Source organism: Brucella grignonensis, assembly GCF_002252505.1.
Lineage (GTDB): Bacteria > Pseudomonadota > Alphaproteobacteria > Rhizobiales > Rhizobiaceae > Brucella > Brucella grignonensis.
The window spans coordinates 101420-119671 of record NZ_NNRL01000163.1; the positions used below are offsets into that span (position 1 = coordinate 101420).

Below are 18252 nucleotides of genomic sequence, written 5' to 3' on the forward strand. Positions count from 1 at the left end.
GAAAAGGGGAATTTCATGCCTGCCAGAATTAGTCGCGCAACCTATGCGCAGATGTTCGGGCCAACGACCGGCGACAAGGTTCGGCTTGCCGATACGGAGTTGTTCATCGAAGTTGAAAAAGACCTGACCGTTTATGGTGAGGAGGTTAAATTCGGCGGAGGTAAGGTTATTCGCGATGGCATGGGGCAAAGCCAGTTGTCGCGCGCGCAAGGCGCGATGGATACCGTCATCACCAATGCACTGATCCTCGATCACACCGGCATTTACAAAGCCGATGTCGGGTTGCTTGATGGCCGCATTGCGGGCATCGGTAAGGCAGGCAATCCCGATACGCAGCCGGGTGTGACCATCATCATAGGGCCGGGCACAGAAATCATTGCAGGCGAAGGCCGTATTCTCACAGCAGGCGCGATCGATTCACACATTCACTTCATTTCGCCGCAGCAGGTGGAAGAAGCTTTGAACTCCGGCGTCACCTGCATGGTTGGCGGCGGCACAGGTCCTGCGCATGGCACGCTTGCAACCACCTGCACGCCGGGGCCGTGGAATATTGCCCGTCTCATTCAGTCCTTTGACGGCATGGCGATGAATTTCGGTGTCTTTGGTAAGGGCAATGCTTCGCTTCCGGGCGCGCTTGAGGAAATGGTGCTCGCAGGTGCCTGCGGTCTGAAGCTGCATGAGGATTGGGGCACAACACCGGCATCTATCGATAATTGCCTTGCGGTCGCAGATCGTTTTGATGTGCAGGTGGCAATTCACACTGATACGCTCAATGAATCGGGCTTTGTCGAAGACACGCTTGCGGCTTTCAAAGGCCGCACGATCCACTCATTCCACACGGAAGGTGCAGGTGGCGGGCACGCGCCAGATATCATCCGCGTCTGCCAATATCCGAATGTGTTGCCAGCATCGACCAACCCGACGCGGCCTTATACGGTTAATACGATTTCCGAGCATCTCGACATGCTGATGGTCTGCCATCACCTGTCGCCGTCCATTCCGGAAGACATTGCCTTTGCTGAAAGTCGTATCCGTAAGGAGACAATCGCGGCGGAAGATATTCTGCATGACATGGGAGCTTTCTCGATTATTTCGTCCGACAGTCAGGCGATGGGTCGTGTTGGCGAAATGGTCATCCGCTGTTGGCAAACTGCCGATAAGATGAAACGACAACGTGGTTCTCTTTCCGACGATGCACCGGGCAATGACAATTATCGTGTTCGTCGTTATGTGGCGAAATATACGATTAATCCGGCAATCGCTCATGGCATGTCGCATGAGATCGGCTCGGTGGAAGTTGGAAAGCGCGCCGATCTCGTCTTGTGGAGCCCGGCATTCTTTGGCGTGAAGCCTGATTTCGTTTTGCTTGGTGGATGGATTGCGACCGCGCCGATGGGCGACCCGAATGCATCTATCCCGACGCCGCAACCTATGCATTACAGGCCGATGTTCGGCTCATTCGGCAAGGCTCGCACCAACAGCTCTGTGACATTTGTTTCTGAAGCCGCGATGAGTGCGGGACTGCGTGAGACGATTGGCGTCGACAAACAGATGGTTGCGGTCAAGAATACGCGCGGTGGCATTGGCAAGCGCTCGATGATTTTGAATGATGCGATGCCACAAATGGAAGTCGATCCGGAAACCTATGAAGTTCGGGCCAATGGCGAGCTTCTGACCTGCGAGCCGGTCGATGTTGTCCCGATGGCACAACGCTACTTCCTGTTTTAAAGGTGTAAAATGATCGAAGTAAAATCGATAATCCGCGCTCATGAAGTGATCGATGCCGTCCCGGCAGGTCACGCAATCCTCGAACGTGACGAACGTCATCTGCGCCGCAAAGCCATCGCACTTGAGGACGGTGAGAAAATCTTTCTGGATTTTGCAGAGCCGGTGGTGCTTGACCATGGCGACCGGTTGGTGCTGGAAGATGGGCGCGAGATCGAAATTCGTGCCGCCCGCGAGGCGCTTTATGAAATCCGTGGCCGTGATGCACTTCATATTGCCGAACTAGCATGGCACATCGGCAACCGACATCTCGCGGCACAGATTGAACCTGATCGCATCTTCATTCTGCGCGATCATGTGATCAAGGCGATGCTCGAAGGTCTTGGTGCCAAGGTCACAAATATCGTCGAAATCTTCAGTCCATTGCGCGGTGCCTATTCTGGTGGGCATCACCATCATCATGACCATCACCACCACGATCATGACTGACCAGAACACTGCACTGCTGCGCCTGATGGCTTGGCTGTCACCGGTCTTTCCGGTGGGCTCGTTCAGTTATAGTAATGGGCTGGAGCGCGCGGTTCATGATGATCTGGTCACCGATGTTGAAAGCCTGCAGGCTTGGCTGCAATCGCTTGTTATCTATGGTTCGGGCTGGAATGATGCGGTGCTGTTTGCCGAAAGTTGGCGACAGGCCGTTTCAGGCGGCGATCTGTCGGAGGTTACGGAGCTGGCGGCAGCGCTTGCCGGTTCGCGTGAGCGGTATATGGAAACCATGCTGCAAGGCGCTGCGTTTTTGATAGCTGCCAAAAGCTGGGATCATGCGGTTTTCGAGCGCTTGCCGTCTGAATGTGCTTACCCCGTTGCAGTGGGGGCTGTCGCTGGTGCGCATGGCATTCCATTGACATCAGCGTTGAGCGCTTATCTTCAGGCTTACTGCATCAATCTTCTGCAGGCATCCATCCGCCTGTCTGTCACCGGGCAGAGTGGCGTGACTGCCTTGATGGCTGCGTTGGAAACAATTCTCATAACAACGGCTGCGCGTGCGGCTCACTCTACACTGGATGAGCTTGGTTCGGCGACTTTCCTTGCCGACATCACGGCCATGAAACATGAAACACAGCATTCGAGGCTTTTCCGCTCATGACACAGAAAAACGGACCTTTGCGCGTTGGTATTGGTGGCCCTGTCGGCTCGGGTAAGACGACGCTGACGGAAAAGCTGTGCAAAGCGCTGCGCGATAAATATTCTGTTGCCGTTATTACCAACGACATTTACACGCGTGAGGACGCGCTCATTCTCGCAAAGCATCAGGCTTTGTCCGAAGACCGTATCATGGGTGTGGAAACCGGTGGTTGCCCGCACACGGCAATCCGCGAAGATGCCTCGATCAATCTTCAGGCAATTGCCGAGATGAACAAGCGGTTTCCTGATCTCGATATCGTCTTCATCGAATCGGGTGGTGACAATCTTGCAGCGACATTCTCGCCCGATCTGGCTGATCTGACGCTTTATGTGATCTCTGTTTGTCAGGGCGAGGAAATACCACGTAAGGGCGGGCCGGGCATTACACGGTCCGATTTTCTCATCATCAACAAGAGCGATTTAGCACCCTATGTCCATGTGGATCTCGATATCATGAATGAGGACGCGGCGCGGATGCGCGGCAAACGCCCTTATGGATTTACCGATCTTCATCGCGGCAAAGGTGTGCAGGAGGTTGTTGAATTCATTTTGGAGAACGGCAATCTATAGAGCATATCCTTATCGCAAAGCCGTTTCACACTTTTTGGGATGCGTTCTAAAGTCTGGCTGCCAGAAAATCGATAAAAGCGCGAATGCGCGCCGCAAGGTGAGGGTGGCCGGGAAAAACCGCATGGATTTTCTCAGGCTCCGCAGGCGCCCATGCCGCCAGCACTTCCACCAGTCGCCCGGTTGCCAGATCGTGGGCAACGGTATGTTCGCCGGTCTTCATCAAACCGCCGTCTTCGATGCAAATACGTCTGAGGATGGTGCCGTCACTGCCAAGAAAATTGCCGGAAACCACTTGTCGAACGCTCTCGCCTGTTTCGGGATCAGCAAACTCCCATTCGCTCGGCTGGAAATTATAGCGCAGGCAATTATGCGCTTTGAGGTCTTCTGGCTTTTGAGGCGCGCCATGTTTTTCCAGATAGCCGGGTGCGGCCACCACCAGCCGCCGCATCAGTGTAATGGAGCGGGCTTTCAAAGCGGAATCCTTCAATGCACCTGAGCGGATCGCGAGATCGGTTCGCTCCTGCCAGAGGTCGATAATGCTGTCGTTGAGCGTTATATCGAGTTCCACTTCCGGGTAAAGCTTCAGAAATTCCGGCACCAGTGGCATGATGACCGTTGCACCAAAGCCGACTGTCGAACTGACGCGCAACGGACCACGCACCGCCGCCTGTGCTCCATCTGTGATCCGAGCTTCCATTTCTGTAAGTTTGTCGAGCAGGCTGCGTGCTTCCGCCAGATAGATCTCGCCTTCAGGTGTTGGTGTCAGGCTGCGTGTGGATCGCACCAGCAATCGTACCTGCAGGCGATCTTCCAGCCGCGAGACAAGTCGACTGATCGCTGAGGGTGTCATGTTGAGCTGGCGCGCGGCAGCGGAAAAACTGCCCGTCGCCACGGCGCGCGCGAAAACTTCCATTTCACCGAAGCGATTATCCAAGTCATCACCTGTGAATCTAATGAATAGCTATATACAATATTATCAGTATTATCATTTGATATCCAGAGAGCGATATGAGGGCAATATTAAACAACAGGAACTCCTCCCATGCCTGTAGCTCTTATCGCTCTTACGATCGCGGCCTATGCGATCGGGACAACTGAATTTGTGATTGTCGGCCTTTTGCCGACGGTTGCATCGGATTTGCATATTACTCTTCCACTCGCCGGATTGATCGTCAGCGTTTATGCGCTTGGCGTTACCTTCGGCGCTCCGATCCTGACTGCGCTGACTGGTCGTCTTGAACGCAAGCCATTGTTGCTTGGCCTCATGGCGCTGTTCATTGCAGGCAACATGGTTGCAGCCTCCGCACCAAGCTATGAAATCCTTATGATCGGACGCGTGCTTTCCGCGTTTGCCCATGGTGTCTTTTTCTCGGTCGGAGCAACGATTGCCGCCGATCTCGTGCCTGAAAACAAACGTGGTTCTGCCATCGCCATGATGTTCATGGGCCTGACGGTTGCAATCGTAACCGGCGTGCCGCTTGGGACCTGGATTGGCCAGAATTTCGGCTGGCGTGCAACCTTCTGGGCTGTTTCAGCAATCGGTCTCGTCGCACTCGTCGGCATTGCCGCTCTTCTGCCACGTGCATTGCAAAAGGCTGAACCTGCATCGCTCATGGATCAGCTGCGTGTGCTTGGTTCCGGACGCCTGCTGATCGTTTATGGTATGACAGCGCTCGGTTATGGTGGCACTTTCGTTGCCTTCACTTATCTCACGCCGATCCTGCAGGACATTACCGGCTTTGCGGAAGGCTCCGTCAGCTACATTCTGGTGCTCTATGGCATTGCGATCGCTATTGGCAATATCGTTGGCGGCCGCATTTCTAACGATAACCCAGTTCGTGCGCTGACCGTTCTGTTCGTGTTGCAGGCAATCGTACTGGTGCTGTTCAGCTTCAGCGCAGTGTCGCCATTCTTCACGCTGATCACACTTGCCGCTCTCGGCTTCCTGCAATTTGCGAATGTCCCCGGCCTGCAGCTCTATGTTGTACAACTTGCCAAGGAACACCGCCCTGGTGCTGTCGATGTCGCTTCTGCACTCAATATCGCGGCCTTTAATCTCGGTATCGCTCTCGGTGCTTGGCTCGGTGGTGTGGTCGTTGAAAGCCAGCTTGGTCTCATCGCAACCCCTTGGGTTGGTGCAATTCTCGTCGCCGGTGCCCTTGGTCTCACGGTCCTAAGCGGCGTGCTTGATCGCCGTACCGAAACCCGCGTCGCTACCGCTTAAAAATCAAAGGAACTAGCATGCATAACGTAACAACAAATGGTGCCACCATTCCCGCCCTTGGCCTTGGCACTTTCCGTATGCCCGGCGAAGATGTGCTGCGCATCGTCCCTTATGCGCTCAAGGCTGGCTTCCGCCATGTCGATACCGCGCAGATTTATGGCAACGAAGCCGAAGTCGGTGAAGCCATTTTAAGCTCCGGCGTTCAGCGTGGCGATATCTTCCTGACCACAAAAGTCTGGGTCGATAATTACAAGCATGATGCTTTTATCGCATCTGTCGATGAAAGCCTTGCCAAACTCAAGACCGACTATGTTGATCTGTTACTTCTGCATTGGCCGAATGAAGCTGTGTCGCTTGCCGAACAGATCGGTGCGCTGAACGAAGTGGCAAAGGCTGGCAAGGTTCGTCACATTGGCGTGTCGAACTTCAACAAGACATTGATGGCAGAAGCAAAGGCGCTTTCCGATCTGCCGCTGGTGACGAACCAGATCGAATATCATCCATATTTGAGCCAGCGCAGCGTGATTGAAGCAACTCATGCGGCTGGCATGTCGATCACTGGCTATTATGCGATGGCCGACGGAAAAGTGTTCAGCGATACGGTTCTCAAGGACATCGCCGCAGCCCACGGCAAGTCGGTTGCACAGGTGGTTCTTCGCTGGCTGGTACAGCAGGATAATGTGATTGCATTGTCCAAGACAGTTAGTGAGGCACGAATTCTGGAAAACCTGGCCATTTTCGACTTTGCATTAAGCGAGGCTGAAATGCAGGTAATTCATGCACTTGCCAAACCCGATGGACGTATTGTCAGCCCGGATGGGTTGGCCCCTCAGTGGGACTGAAAATAAGAAGGACGGCGTAAGCCGTCCTTTTTCTTGTTTGGGTTTAGCGTTGCACTTTCATGCCGACATAAATGCTATTGGCGCGGTATTCTCGATCCGAGATTTGGCTGGTCTGGAATTCATGACGCAGTCGCGCGTCAATGCCGACATAGCGGTTGATCCAATATGTTCCACCGATCTGCGCGCCGATTGTGTAGTCGGTTCCGGTGCCATCCTTGTTGTCACGGACATTGAGGTCGAGCTTACCGTTGAGGCTCAGATCCGCGCGCACGCGCCGCGTGACTTCAAGGCTTGCAAAATGCAGAAGCGCGCCCGAAACGCCGGGTGTCGTTGAAGTGTCCACCGTGGTTTGCGCATAAAGCTGCACATCGGTTCCGCGTAGCGGCGACCAGTTGATGGCAGCTGCAAGTGATGGTCCACTGATATCGCCCAGACGAGGATCATCGCTATTGGCGCGCATGAAGCCAGCGGAAAATTCCCCATTAAATTTTTCACCACGATCAAACATCAGGCCACCGCGTACCGCATATTGCGAGCCGCTGCGCTCATAGCCGTTGTTGTCCACACGTTCATCGAACATGCGTTTGCCCAGTTCAACTTCGGCAAAAGGCTTGAGTGCGGGTGAAATGGCAAAACCACCACGCAGCGTTATGCTGGCATAGGTGTTATCGCGATCTTGCTGGCTGACGGTGCCGCCCGATGACAATTCTGCATCGCCATAGATTTCATGCTCGACGCGACCTGTTGCGCGACCAAAAAGCAGGCCGGTGTCGCGCTCAACGCCCAAGCTGCCATTGATGGTGTGAACAAGCGGACGTTTGAGAGCATCGGCCACACCGTTGGGGCTCGATGCGCTTTCGCGGCGCAGCTTGTAGCCTCCGCCGGCATTGACGGTTGTCTGCTCGCTGAGATCAAAGCGAAGATTGCCCTGAACATCGACGCGTGGTTCCGACACATCCTGACCGGAAATCGATTTGCTGAGCGTGCCTGAGGCATCCAGCGTTGCCTGATGGCGTCCCCAATCGGATTCTGCATTGAGGCGCAGCGTTGTTTCCGAGAGGATGGCGCTCGAACCAGTTGAGCTGTTATCGCCATTTGTTGTGGCGCGAATGCCATACTCGAGCGTGGGGCGCAGCATGAATGTGCCGACACGAACCCCCAATGGTGCAAAAGGATCCGCTTCCGGTATGGCGCGACGACCCTGTTCCGGAATGGCGGGCAGGTTTTCGCGACGCGCGCGACCAGTATCATCCTGGTCTTCAGTTGTGATTGCACCAACGCGCATATTATCTGTCGAAAGGAACGGTTGGGCGTTCTCCTCCGCAGCTGGCACGGCCAATGCCGGTTCGGTGGGCTGCGGTTGGGCGGCATTGTCGGCAGGTGGTGTGTAGAAACTATCCGCGAAGTCAGCTGATGCGGGCGCATTCGGATCAGCCGGATCAGTATCACGATTTGCGGTCTGGTCAGGTAAAGAAACGGAGAGGTTATCGTCGTTCACACTGCCGCGCAGCTGGGCATCCTGCGCAAACGCTGTCGATTGACTGATTGCCAAGGCACACCCTGCCAGCAACAGGCATCGCGCCCTGCGGGCAAAAGGCGATGATCCGCCGGATGAGGAATTGGCAAAAAGCATATTGTCTTCAAACCGTTGCAACGTGGTAATTGAACGGTAAACGGACATGGTTAATTGTTTATTAATTGTTGCTTTCCAAGTGCCCGTATTGTGCGGCAACAAATGCTTGGACAACCGGCTTTGAAGGCGCTAACCCTGTGCGCCATGACCCAATCCGATATGACAAAGCTCGACACCACCTATGAAGCCGCACGCGCGGAGGATTTGATTGCCTCGGCCTTGCGCACGATCAAGACTGAAAATGCTGGCCTTATGGCGCTGGAAGAAGCCTTGAATGATGGCCTTTCCGCTCCATTTGCAGAAGCAGTCAGGACGATTGTTGCCTCAAAGGGTCGTCTGGTTGTTACGGGCGTTGGCAAAAGTGGCCATATCGGCACCAAGCTTGCAGCGACTTTTGCCTCTACCGGGACATCGGCTTTTTTTGTGCATTCTGCCGAAGCCAATCATGGCGATCTGGGCATGGTTGGCCGTGATGATGTGATCCTCGCCCTGTCATGGTCGGGCGAAACAGCTGAGCTCAAAGGTATTGTCAATTATTCGCAGCGCTTCCGCATTCCGCTGATTGCTATTACAGCCGGTGAAGACTCGGCGCTTGGAAGGGCGGCGAGCGTTGCTTTAATTCTGCCAAAGGCACAGGAAGCCTGTCCGCATGGGCTGGCGCCTACGACATCGACAATGATGCAGCTTGCCATTGGCGATGCGCTTGCAATCGCTCTTCTGGAAGCGCGTGGCTTCAGCCCGACAGACTTCAAGACTTTCCATCCGGGCGGTTCGCTTGGTGCGAGCCTTACCCATGTTCGCGAGATCATGCATAGGGGTGAACGTCTGCCGCTGGTCAGGGCGGGCACATTGATGCCGGATGCCATGAAGGTTCAGGCTCAGAAGAGCTTCGGCTGCGTGATTGTTGTCAATGACGATGGCACATTGGCTGGAATTATCACGGACGGTGATATTTCACGTAATCTGAGCCGCAATCTTTCAGAACTTGCTGTCGATGACATCATGACACGCAAGCCCAAGACAGTGGATCAGAATCTGCTCGCCAGCGCTGCTTTGAGCATACTCAATGAGAAACATATTGGCGCACTGATTGTGGTTGAGGACAATCGACCGATCGGCCTCGTGCACTTCCACGATCTGCTGCGCATCGGGGTTGCTTGAGTGGGAATAGGCAGAGAACTGTATGTTCCACTGCCTTAGAACGTGTTTCGATCTGATTGAATCAGGTCGGCGCTCTAATCATTTTTTACGCGCATCCCGAAAACCGTTTCACAGTTTTCGGGATGCGCTCTAAACAGCCACTTCAATTTCCAGTGTGATTGGATCAAAGGACACTACGCGCACTTCCGTGCCTGCGGGTAGGTCAGGACCTTTGATACGCCATGTCGTGTCGTTGATACGGATGCGTCCGCGTCCGTTGACGATCGGCTCACTCAAAGTGGCACGCTGTCCAACCAGTTGCTCGCCTCGACGGTTAAGCAGCGGCTCCTCCTGCTGATCATTGAAGCCGAAAAAGCGCCGGCCCGCCAGCACGAATGCAATGGCGAGAACCAAAAACAGTACAGTCTGCACTTGCCAGCCAAAACCGATTATTGAGCCGAGCAGGAAAGCGAGGCCACCCGTGACAAGGGCTGCAAGGCCAAACCAGATGAAGAAGAAGCCGGGCGCCATAATTTCCAGAATGAGCAGGACAAGTCCTAAAACGAACCAGCTCCAAAGCCCAAGCTGTGACAGGAAATGAATAAGCATGACGCCCTGCCTCTTTAACGATTGGTGGTGGGTACGCTGCGGGTGCGTGGGTTGGATGCCGCAGGTGTTGGATCAACCGGATTGCTGCCGTCGCCAAAAACTTCTTTGGCAATTGCACCGATACCGGCCAGCGAACCGATCAGCGAACTTGCTTCAAGCGGCATGAGAACCACTTTCTGATTCTTGGCGCTGGCAATGTTACCGAGCGCTTCGGTATATTTTTGCGCCACAAAGTAATTGAGCGCCTGAACATTACCGGCAGACACGGCGTCGGAAACCAGTGTGGTGGCCTTTGCTTCCGCTTCGGCCAAACGTTCGCGGGCTTCTGCTTCGCGCTTGGCAGCTTCAAGCTTGCCTTCTGCTTCCAGAATCTGCGACTGCTTCTGACCTTCCGCACGCAGAATTTGCGCATTGCGGTCGCCTTCCGCTTCCAGAACCTGCGCGCGCTTATCGCGTTCAGCCTTCATCTGGCGTGCCATGGAAGTGACGATGTCTGCAGGTGGATTGATGTCCTTGATTTCCACGCGCGTCATCTTGAGGCCCCATGGATGCGCAGCTTCATCGACAACACGCAACAGGCGATCATTGATCGCATCACGGTTGGAGAGCAATTCGTCAAGATCCATAGAACCCATGACGGTACGGATGTTGGTCATGGTGAGGTTGAGGATCGCATATTGCAGGTTGGAAACCTGATAGGCCGACTGGGCGGCGTTCAGTACCTGATAAAAGGCGACGCCGTCGACACCGACAATGGCATTGTCGCGGGTGATGACTTCCTGTGTGGGGACATCAAGGACCTGCTCCATCATATTCAGCTTTGCGCCGATCCGGTCGAAGAACGGAACGATCAGGTTAAGGCCCGGCATAAGCGTGCGTGTGTAACGGCCAAAGCGTTCCACCGTGTAGTTGTAACCCTGCGGCACAGTCTTGATCCCGGCAAACAGCGTTGCCAGAACAAGTGCGGCCAAAATCAAGAGCGTGATATCAAAACCAGTCATTTTATAGTCCCCTTCGTGAAGGCGGTAAGGCTAAAGGCAGGGCGAATATGATGGCCCGTTGCCTTATGGTCTAGACCCAGCCCTGTAATTCGCGCCGCACGAGCGTTTCGATAACTTTCATACCCTCTTCGCTATCGTTGAGGCATGGTATGTGGCTGAAATTTTCGCCGCCTGCCTCATGGAAAGCTTCAGCTGCTTCGTGACCGATTTCGTCAACGGTTTCCAGACAGTCTACCACAAAGCCGGGATTGAGTACGGCAACCGACTTCACGCCCTGCTTGGCCAATTCTTCCACCGTCTCATCCGTATAAGGCTGGAGCCATTCTTCCGGGCCGAAACGTGACTGGAAGGTGGAGCGGAACTGTTTGTCGTCCATGCCAAGACGCGCACGCAAAAGCCGTGATGTTTCAAGGCATTGAGCACGATAAGGGTCACCCTTGTCGGAATAGCTTTTTGGGATGCCGTGATAGGAAGCAAGGATCACTTCCGGTTTGAAATCGAGCGTCGCAAGATGCTTCTCAATCGACTGTGCGAGCGCCTCGATATAGACGGGCTCCACTTCGTAGGAAGGGATTGTACGGACCGCTGGCATAAAGCGCTTTTTCATAAGCACTTCGAAGAATTTGTCATTCACCGTGGCCGTGGTGGTCGCTGAATATTGCGGATAGAGCGGGAACATGACGATGCGTTCGCAACCCTGCTTCAACAGACGATCCGTCACTTCTTCAATCGAAGGCTGACCATAACGCATGGCCCAGTCAACAACGACATTTGGATGATCTTTGAGCGCGACGGCGAGTTTTTCGCCTTGCGCGCGCGTATAGGTGCGGAGCGGCGATTCATTCTTCTCGCGATTCCAGATGCGGTCATAGAGCGCGCCGGAACGCTTTGGGCGTGTGTTGAGCACGATGCCGTAGAGGATCGGATACCAGAAAAGGCGCGGCCATTCGATAACGCGGCGGTCGGAAAGGAATTCGGCCAAATAACGCCGCATCGGGACATAGCTTGTGCCGTCGGGTGTGCCAAGATTGACAAGCAGAACACCCACTTTAGGTTGCTTTGTTCCGCTGCTGCTCAGATTGGCGGTTACTTTTTCCGTCTCACTCATATTCCGACTCCTGCTTTGCCGGAAAACTAGACAAAAACAGGCAAATTACAATCCTAACAATAAGGGCAGCAGTCGAATTGTCGGGTAATCGATAAAATAACCCATAAAAAACGGCACACGCTAAAAGCGTATGCCGTTCGGAATGCTGTTTTGCCGTATTTTAGAGCGTATCCCGAAAAGTGTGAAACGGTTTTCGGACAAAGATGCGCGTTAAAACAAATATTTAGAGCGCCGATCTGATTCAATCAGATCGAAACGCGCTCTAAACGCGGCGGGTCAGCGAGAAACGCGAGCCTGCCGACGACGTGCAGTTGAGCTGGTTCTGTGAAACGAGCGCACAATTCACGCGCGAAGAGGTGCCACGCACGATCGAACGCATGTCGATCTCAACAAGCTGAGGCGACTGGTAACGATAGTTACCTTCTGCCAGCTTTTCATTGGTGTCGGTCGAGCGGGTTTCAAAAATACCGCCATTGAAGGACGAGACGATGCCGTTCGGATCGACCCAGGCGCCGTCGATACCGGATGGCGCACGATTGACGACAGGGACATTGCCACCACCGCCAGGGCCGGTAGCAACACATCCTGCAAGCGCGAGCGATACGATTGCCGTAGAGCCAATGATGCGGAAGCGTTTCATGTCCATCTTCTCCGTTCGAGTGTTTACCGTGTGATGTATGGAAATTTACACGAATACAAGCCCCTTTGACGAGGATAGCAGGAATGTTGCGAAACTGCCGCATTCGCGATTGCCCGGCTGAGGCCGGGCAATCCGGTTGTTTCATATCAAGGCGCTGAGATGCTGATGCATCACGTCTTGCAAGTTCAACCGCCACTCGAGCTTAACCAAAGATTGGTCTTTGCTGTTAGCGCACCAGAATATTGCGGAACTGCCAGGGATCCTTGGTGTCGATATCTTCCTCAAACAGCTTGCCACGACCTTCAAGCGGGGTCCAGTCGGTATAATAGCCCTTGACCGGACCAAGATACGGCAGCTGCACTTCGAGGCAGCGGCGGTAATCCATTTCGTCGGTTTCAACGATGCCGCTCTCAGGATTTTCCAATGCCCAGACCATGCCAGCCAGCACTGAGGATGAAACCTGTAAGCCGGTCGCATTCTGGTAAGGCGCAAGCTTGCGCGCTTCTTCAACGCTCAGCTGTGAACCATACCAGTAGGCGTTCTTGTCGTGACCATAGAGCAGTACGCCAAGCTCATCCGAGCCGTCGAGGATTTCAGATTCATCCAACACATGCTGTGCCGGCTGCGCCTTGCCATTGGCGCCAAACATTTCATCCAATGACAGGATGGCATCGTTGCAAGGGTGATAAGCATAGTTGCAGGTGGGGCGGTATTCGAGCTTGCCCTTCTTGCTGCGAACGGTGAAGAAATCCGCGATTGAAATCGCTTCATTGTGCGTTACGAGCAGTCCAAACTGCGCGCCATGCGTCGGACACCATGTGCGAATGCGGGTGCTGCCGCCGGGTTGCTCAAGAAAGATTGCTGCCTTGTTGCCCTTCTTCTGCTTGCGGGCATTTTTGGGCTTCCAGTTTTCATGACTGCCCCAGCCAAGTTCGGCAGGCTGCAAGCCTTCTGCAATGAAACCTTCGACGGACCAGGTGTTCCAGAATGTATCGAAGGGTTTTGGTTCTTTGGCACGCTGGGTATCGCGTTCGGCAACGTGAATGCCCTTCACACCGACCTTTTTCATGAGTTTGGCCCAGCCGTGACGATCATCGGTCGCAGGCTCTTCAAACTCGAGCCTAAGCTCGGTCGCAAGATCAATCAGCGCCTTCTTTACAAACCAGGACACCATGCCGGGATTTGCTCCGCAGCAGGAAACAGCTGTCGGCCCCCCGGGGTGCTTGCGCTTTTCTGCACGCACAGTTTCGCGCAAGGCGTAATTTGTGCGCGAAGCATTGTCGGCCTCAGCATCGAAATAAAAGCCCAGCCATGGCTCGACCACGGTGTCGATATAAAGTGCGCCATTTTCACGGCCGAAGCGCAAAAGATCCAGCGAGCCGGTATCGATCGATAGATTGACGATGAATGGCTGACCACCACCATCTTTCAACAGTGGACCAAGAATATCTTTGTAATTTTCAAGCGTGATCGCTTCATTGATAAAGCGGATATTCTTCTCATCGAGAATTTTACGGTTCTTCTCGGATGGGTCGATGACGACCATGCGGGATTTGTCGAATTTGAAGTGGCGTTCGATCAGTGGCAGGGTACCGCGCCCGATCGAGCCAAAGCCGATCATGATAAGAGGGCCGGTAATTTCACCATAGACTGGCCATTTCGCTTTCGCCATTTTCTTTCTCTCTCCTGCTGTAAAGCTACAGCGTTGCACAATTCCCTGTTTAAGAACTGCTAATTCCGCCAAGATAGCACAGGTTCATAGAAAGAAAGAAACGTCACAAGCCTATGACATGAATACGTGTTTAACGAATTTACATTGTGACGAGCTGAGCGCGGATCATCCCACGCAATGAATTGCCGACAAGAATGTTGCGCGCGCGGCTGAGGTCATCAACGGTGACAACGGCTTCCTGAACCACGCCATTGTTCAAAAGTTCGCGTCGCAGGACGCCGTCTAACAGGCCGCTGGAAAGGGCCGGGGTGACGCAGGTTGTGCCGCCGATGTCGAGAAAAATCGAGGTGATTGTGCCTTCGCAAACCTCATCACGATCATTGAGCAGGAGTACTTCATCCACTTCAGCGGTCGAATATTCTTCCCGTGCTGCGATATAGGCCTGGCGCCTTGTGGTCTTGTGGCGAAGCAGTGGATCATCGTGCTTGAGACGCGTCTCAGCCACAGCGATGCGCCAGACAGTTTGTGGCTGCAATGGCTCATAAGGAAAAGCCGCAATCTCGACGAGACCGTCCGGAGCGAGGGTCAGACGCAGTTTGAGCGGGCTGTCGCCGGCGCTGATCTCGGTGATCTTCTGGTGCACCGTTTCCATATTGTAATGGAAACCGAGCTCGCGTGCCGAGTTCTCAAGTCGCGTCATATGAAGATCGCAACGCAGGATACCCGAAAGAGGCTCCCAGCGCATTGTTTCTATCAGCTGATAGTCTGGTTCCGCATGGCTGGCCGCTGTCCCGTCGCGAACCGTGCTTTCAGAAGACATTCCTCATACTCCGCTTGCGCTGTGGAATCGAAGACCACACCGCCCCCGACATTGAAGATTGCACGATTTTGCTCAAGAAGCGAGATCGTGCGAATGGCAACATTGAACCGCATACGTCCGCCCGGCTCTATCCAGCCGAGCGAGCCGCAATAGATGTCGCGTGGCCCGGTTTCGAGCCTGCGCAGGATTTCCATCGCGCTGATTTTCGGCGCTCCGGTGATAGAACCACAAGGGAAAAGCGCTGAAAAAATCGTGCGCAGCGGCAGATCGCTTTTCAGTTTTGCGCGCACGCGGCTGATCATCTGGTGAACTGTCGGATAAGTTTCCACCCTGAAAAGCTCAGGCACATCAAGTGATCCCACTTCACTCACCAATGAAATGTCATTACGCAAAAGATCGACAATCATACGGTTTTCGGCCTGATTTTTGGGATCATTCATCAGGAATTGGCGGTTGTTCTCATCTTCTTCGGGTGTTGCGCCGCGTGGCATCGTACCCTTCATCGGGTGGGTTTCTATCCAACCGTCATCATTGACTTCAAAGAAGAGTTCCGGCGAGCGGGACAGGATGATAGGGCCGCCGAGATCGCAATAGGTCGCATAACGAACCGGCTGACGCTTTGCGAGGGTGTTGAACAGCACGAGCGGATCGCCATCCCATTCAGCATGAACGGGAAAGGTCAGGTTGCCCTGATAGCAATCGCCTTCGCGTAAATGCTGGTGAAGGCGGTCAAATCTGGGCTGGTAGTCTTCAGGCGACCATTGCGCGACGGGTTCGCGCAGATACGTGATGTTGTCGTCGCTGCGTGTATGCGAGGCGTCATCCGATGGGCCATCGAAGACACCAAAGCATAAAAGCGGCGCTTTCCGGCCGTCAGGCAGGAGCTCTTTCAGTTTGGGTTCAAGCAGATAGCCTGCTTCATAGGAAAGATAGCCTGCAAGCCATTTGCCCGCTTCATGGGCGCGTTGCATCGCTTCCCATGCTGCTTCGAACGTGTCTGGTGTATCGGCACGGATAATCGAAGACGGAGCCGCGAATAAAACATCGCGGCCCGCCTTGTCATCCCGAAAAAGGATTTGCGGCCTATTCAAACCCCTATTCAAACCCTTGTGGGTCACGAATTTGCTCAGTCTTCCATAGCTTCGAGTTCGTCGATGATGCCTTCCACCACCGACAGGCCCTTGCTCCAGAAATTCGGATCGGTCGCATCAAGGCCAAATGGTGCCAGCAGTTCTTTGTGATGCTTGGTGCCACCGGCCTTCAGCATGTCGAAATACTTCTGCTGAAAGCCCTTTTCTGAGTTCTGGTAGACGGCATAAAGCGAGTTTACCAGACAATCGCCGAAAGCATAGGCATAGACGTAGAACGGCGAATGGATGAAGTGCGGAATATAGGTCCAGAAGGTTTCATAACCCGGATTGAGATTGACCGCATCGCCAAGGCTTTCGCGCTGCACGTCCATCCAGATTTCGCCGATACGCTCTGAGGTCAGTTCGCCTTCGCGGCGCTCGGTGTGAACACGACGCTCGAACTGATAGAAAGCGATCTGGCGCACGACCGTATTGATCATGTCCTCGGCCTTCTGAGCCAGCATGGCCTTGCGTTCGCGCTTGTTGGTGGTGCGTTCAAGCAGCGAGCGGAAGGTGAGCATTTCACCAAAGACGGAAGCCGTTTCAGCCAGTGTGAGCGGCGTGGATGCCATCAGCGCACCCTGTTCGCCAGCCAGCACCTGATGCACGCCATGGCCAAGCTCGTGCGCAAGTGTCATCACATCGCGCGGCTTTCCCATATAGTTGAGCAGCACATAAGGATGAGCGGAAGGCACGGTTGGATGCGCAAAAGCACCCGGCGCCTTGCCCGGACGCACCGGCGCGTCGATCCAGTTTTTGTCGAAGAACTTCCTGGCGATTTCAGCCATTTCAGGCGCAAAGTTGCCATAGGCGGAAAGCACGGTTTCGCGCGCTTCATCCCACGAGATCAGCGCCTGCGGTGTTTCCGGCAGCGGCGCATTGCGATCCCAGTTTTCCAGCTTTTCAAGGCCGAGCCATTTGGCTTTCAGCGCATAATAACGGTGCGAAATACGCGGATAAGCTGCTTCAACGGCACTGCTGAGCGCATCGACCACTTCGCGCTCGACGCGGTTGGCAAGGTGACGGCTATCGGCAATATCCTGAAAGCCACGCCAGCGGTCGGAGATTTCCTTGTCTTTGGCCAGCGTATTGGTAATCAGCGTGAAGATGCGAAGATTTGCGCCGAAAGTCTTGGCGAGCGCCTCCGATGCCTTTTTACGCACGGCACCATCTGCATCCTGCAGCATGTTGAGCGTCTGCTCGATAGCCAGCTCTTCGCCATCGACTTCAAAGCGCAGGCTCGACATGGTTTCATCGAACAAGCGGTTCCATGCGCTGTAGCCGGTGATCGATTTTTCGTGGAAAAGCTGTTCCAGCTTGTCGTCAAGCTCATATGGCTTGTCGAGACGCAGATCTTCCAACCATGGGCGGTAGTGGCCGATTGCCGGATTGGAGGCCATCGCTTTTTCAAGCACTGCATCGTCAATACGATTGATTTCGAGACTGAAGAAAATGAGCGGCGTGTTGGCGTCGGTCAGCTTCTGCTGCACATCGCCGAACAGCTTCATGCGTTTGGGATCGGTGGTGTCGCCGTAATAGTAAAGGCCCGCAAAGGAGGCGATGCGGCCCATCAATTCACTGAGCGCTTCATATTCCTTTATTGCTTCGGCGAAGTTACCGCCATTGGCCTTTGCGGCTTCTTCACCGAGTTTGCCCTTCCAGCGGGTTTCAAAATTGGCCGCATCTTTTGCAGCTTTTTCGAGATCGGCTTTCAGTTCATTGCTCTCGGCAGAAGGGTAGAGGTCAGCCAAGTTCCACTCGGGCAGCTTTCCAAGGTCAGCTTTTGCAGCAGCTCCGGTGTCACCAGCTGGCATCTGAGGGGCGGTGTCGAGCGTGACAGACTTTGAAAAACGGTTCATGGCAAAGGTCATAGCATTCTCCTGTTGCCCCCTTCTCGCATGTCTTTTTCAAGACGCCAAGGGGCAAGGCGCGGACCTCAGCCACACAACTATT

General features: G+C 54.2%; 17 protein-coding genes. 7 read left to right on the forward strand and 10 right to left on the reverse strand.

The features are described 5' to 3' along the window. The first annotated feature begins 15 nt into the window (after positions 1 to 15). From ureC to ureG, 4 genes are read left to right on the forward strand one after another with little or no spacing between them, the layout of a single operon-like run. Positions 16 to 1728 carry an urease subunit alpha gene (gene ureC, locus CEV33_RS14320; RefSeq protein WP_094541120.1) on the forward strand — a complete coding sequence of 571 codons (1713 nt, stop codon included), beginning with the start codon at positions 16 to 18 and terminating at the stop codon, positions 1726 to 1728. 9 nt (positions 1729 to 1737) lie between these two features. Next, on the forward strand, positions 1738 to 2214 hold the full coding sequence (gene ureE, locus CEV33_RS14325) for an urease accessory protein UreE (RefSeq protein ID WP_094541121.1): 477 nt from the start codon (positions 1738 to 1740) through the stop codon (positions 2212 to 2214). Then, entirely contained in the window at positions 2186 to 2872 is a 687-nt protein-coding gene (locus CEV33_RS14330) for an urease accessory protein UreF (RefSeq protein ID WP_094541122.1), read from the forward strand. The genes ureE and CEV33_RS14330 overlap by 29 nt, the downstream gene beginning before the upstream one ends. Beyond that, a complete protein-coding gene (ureG, locus tag CEV33_RS14335) occupies positions 2869 to 3480 on the forward strand; it encodes an urease accessory protein UreG (RefSeq protein ID WP_094541123.1) in 612 nt (203 codons plus the stop codon). Before CEV33_RS14330 ends, ureG begins: the two co-directional genes overlap by 4 nt. A gap of 46 nt (positions 3481 to 3526) precedes the next feature. Here the strand turns inward: ureG and CEV33_RS14340 are convergent, their stop codons facing one another. Next, a complete protein-coding gene (locus CEV33_RS14340; RefSeq protein WP_167388171.1) occupies positions 3527 to 4414 on the reverse strand; it encodes a LysR family transcriptional regulator in 888 nt (295 codons plus the stop codon). Positions 4415 to 4522: 108 nt separating this feature from the next. Here CEV33_RS14340 and CEV33_RS14345 point away from each other — a divergent pair, with 108 nt between their 5' ends. Together CEV33_RS14345 and CEV33_RS14350 are read left to right on the forward strand one after the other, a co-directional pair. Continuing rightward, positions 4523 to 5704 (forward strand): MFS transporter, encoded by a 1182-nt coding sequence (locus tag CEV33_RS14345; RefSeq protein ID WP_094541125.1) that lies wholly within the window; start codon positions 4523 to 4525, stop codon positions 5702 to 5704. 17 nt (positions 5705 to 5721) lie between these two features. Continuing rightward, complete coding sequence (locus CEV33_RS14350; RefSeq protein ID WP_094541126.1) at positions 5722 to 6546, forward strand: aldo/keto reductase; 825 nt, start codon at positions 5722 to 5724, stop codon at positions 6544 to 6546. A gap of 43 nt (positions 6547 to 6589) precedes the next feature. Here the strand turns inward: CEV33_RS14350 and CEV33_RS14355 are convergent, their stop codons facing one another. Beyond that, positions 6590 to 8179: an outer membrane beta-barrel protein gene (locus CEV33_RS14355; protein ID WP_094541127.1), complete on the reverse strand. Its 1590-nt coding sequence runs from the start codon at positions 8177 to 8179 to the stop codon at positions 6590 to 6592. Between the two features lie 159 nt (positions 8180 to 8338). On the opposite strand from CEV33_RS14355, the gene CEV33_RS14360 reads away from it, so the two are divergent. Beyond that, complete coding sequence (locus CEV33_RS14360) at positions 8339 to 9340, forward strand: KpsF/GutQ family sugar-phosphate isomerase (RefSeq protein WP_094541724.1); 1002 nt, start codon at positions 8339 to 8341, stop codon at positions 9338 to 9340. 129 nt (positions 9341 to 9469) lie between these two features. Here CEV33_RS14360 and CEV33_RS14365 read toward each other — a convergent pair whose 3' ends face one another. The 8 genes from CEV33_RS14365 to CEV33_RS14400 form a co-directional block, all read right to left on the reverse strand. Further along, positions 9470 to 9928: an NfeD family protein gene (locus tag CEV33_RS14365; RefSeq protein WP_094541128.1), complete on the reverse strand. Its 459-nt coding sequence runs from the start codon at positions 9926 to 9928 to the stop codon at positions 9470 to 9472. 14 nt (positions 9929 to 9942) lie between these two features. Further along, positions 9943 to 10929, reverse strand: a complete 987-nt coding sequence (locus CEV33_RS14370) for an SPFH domain-containing protein (protein WP_094541129.1) — start codon at positions 10927 to 10929, stop codon at positions 9943 to 9945. A 70-nt stretch (positions 10930 to 10999) separates the two neighbouring features. Continuing rightward, positions 11000 to 12037 carry a ferrochelatase gene (gene hemH, locus CEV33_RS14375; RefSeq protein ID WP_094541130.1) on the reverse strand — a complete coding sequence of 346 codons (1038 nt, stop codon included), beginning with the start codon at positions 12035 to 12037 and terminating at the stop codon, positions 11000 to 11002. 262 nt (positions 12038 to 12299) lie between these two features. Next, positions 12300 to 12677: an outer membrane lipoprotein Omp10 gene (gene omp10, locus CEV33_RS14380; RefSeq protein ID WP_094541725.1), complete on the reverse strand. Its 378-nt coding sequence runs from the start codon at positions 12675 to 12677 to the stop codon at positions 12300 to 12302. 226 nt (positions 12678 to 12903) lie between these two features. Beyond that, the gene (locus tag CEV33_RS14385; protein WP_094541131.1) at positions 12904 to 14349 is read right to left on the reverse strand and encodes a homospermidine synthase; all 1446 of its coding nucleotides are present in this window, start codon (positions 14347 to 14349) and stop codon (positions 12904 to 12906) included. Positions 14350 to 14488: 139 nt separating this feature from the next. Further along, positions 14489 to 15169, reverse strand: coding sequence for an aminotransferase class IV family protein (locus CEV33_RS14390; protein ID WP_094541132.1), 681 nt, complete (start codon positions 15167 to 15169; stop codon positions 14489 to 14491). After that, a complete protein-coding gene (locus CEV33_RS14395) occupies positions 15103 to 16260 on the reverse strand; it encodes an aminodeoxychorismate synthase component I (protein WP_374818345.1) in 1158 nt (385 codons plus the stop codon). Before CEV33_RS14395 ends, CEV33_RS14390 begins: the two co-directional genes overlap by 67 nt. 35 nt (positions 16261 to 16295) lie before the next feature. After that, a complete protein-coding gene (locus CEV33_RS14400) occupies positions 16296 to 18170 on the reverse strand; it encodes a M3 family oligoendopeptidase (protein WP_208620201.1) in 1875 nt (624 codons plus the stop codon). Between the last annotated feature and the right edge of the window lie 82 nt (positions 18171 to 18252).

Coding starts and splice junctions, on each gene's coding strand:
- ureC (WP_094541120.1), top strand. CDS start 16: ATGCCTGCCAGAATTAGTCGCGCAACCTATGCGCAGATGTTCGGGCCA.
- ureE (WP_094541121.1), top strand. CDS start 1,738: ATGATCGAAGTAAAATCGATAATCCGCGCTCATGAAGTGATCGATGCC.
- CEV33_RS14330 (WP_094541122.1), top strand. CDS start 2,186: ATGACCATCACCACCACGATCATGACTGACCAGAACACTGCACTGCTG.
- ureG (WP_094541123.1), top strand. CDS start 2,869: ATGACACAGAAAAACGGACCTTTGCGCGTTGGTATTGGTGGCCCTGTC.
- CEV33_RS14345 (WP_094541125.1), top strand. CDS start 4,523: ATGCCTGTAGCTCTTATCGCTCTTACGATCGCGGCCTATGCGATCGGG.
- CEV33_RS14350 (WP_094541126.1), top strand. CDS start 5,722: ATGCATAACGTAACAACAAATGGTGCCACCATTCCCGCCCTTGGCCTT.
- CEV33_RS14355 (WP_094541127.1), bottom strand. CDS start 8,179: ATGCTTTTTGCCAATTCCTCATCCGGCGGATCATCGCCTTTTGCCCGC.
- CEV33_RS14360 (WP_094541724.1), top strand. CDS start 8,339: ATGACAAAGCTCGACACCACCTATGAAGCCGCACGCGCGGAGGATTTG.
- CEV33_RS14365 (WP_094541128.1), bottom strand. CDS start 9,928: ATGCTTATTCATTTCCTGTCACAGCTTGGGCTTTGGAGCTGGTTCGTT.
- CEV33_RS14370 (WP_094541129.1), bottom strand. CDS start 10,929: ATGACTGGTTTTGATATCACGCTCTTGATTTTGGCCGCACTTGTTCTG.
- hemH (WP_094541130.1), bottom strand. CDS start 12,037: ATGAGTGAGACGGAAAAAGTAACCGCCAATCTGAGCAGCAGCGGAACA.
- omp10 (WP_094541725.1), bottom strand. CDS start 12,677: ATGAAACGCTTCCGCATCATTGGCTCTACGGCAATCGTATCGCTCGCG.
- CEV33_RS14385 (WP_094541131.1), bottom strand. CDS start 14,349: ATGGCGAAAGCGAAATGGCCAGTCTATGGTGAAATTACCGGCCCTCTT.
- CEV33_RS14390 (WP_094541132.1), bottom strand. CDS start 15,169: ATGTCTTCTGAAAGCACGGTTCGCGACGGGACAGCGGCCAGCCATGCG.
- CEV33_RS14400 (WP_208620201.1), bottom strand. CDS start 18,170: ATGACCTTTGCCATGAACCGTTTTTCAAAGTCTGTCACGCTCGACACC.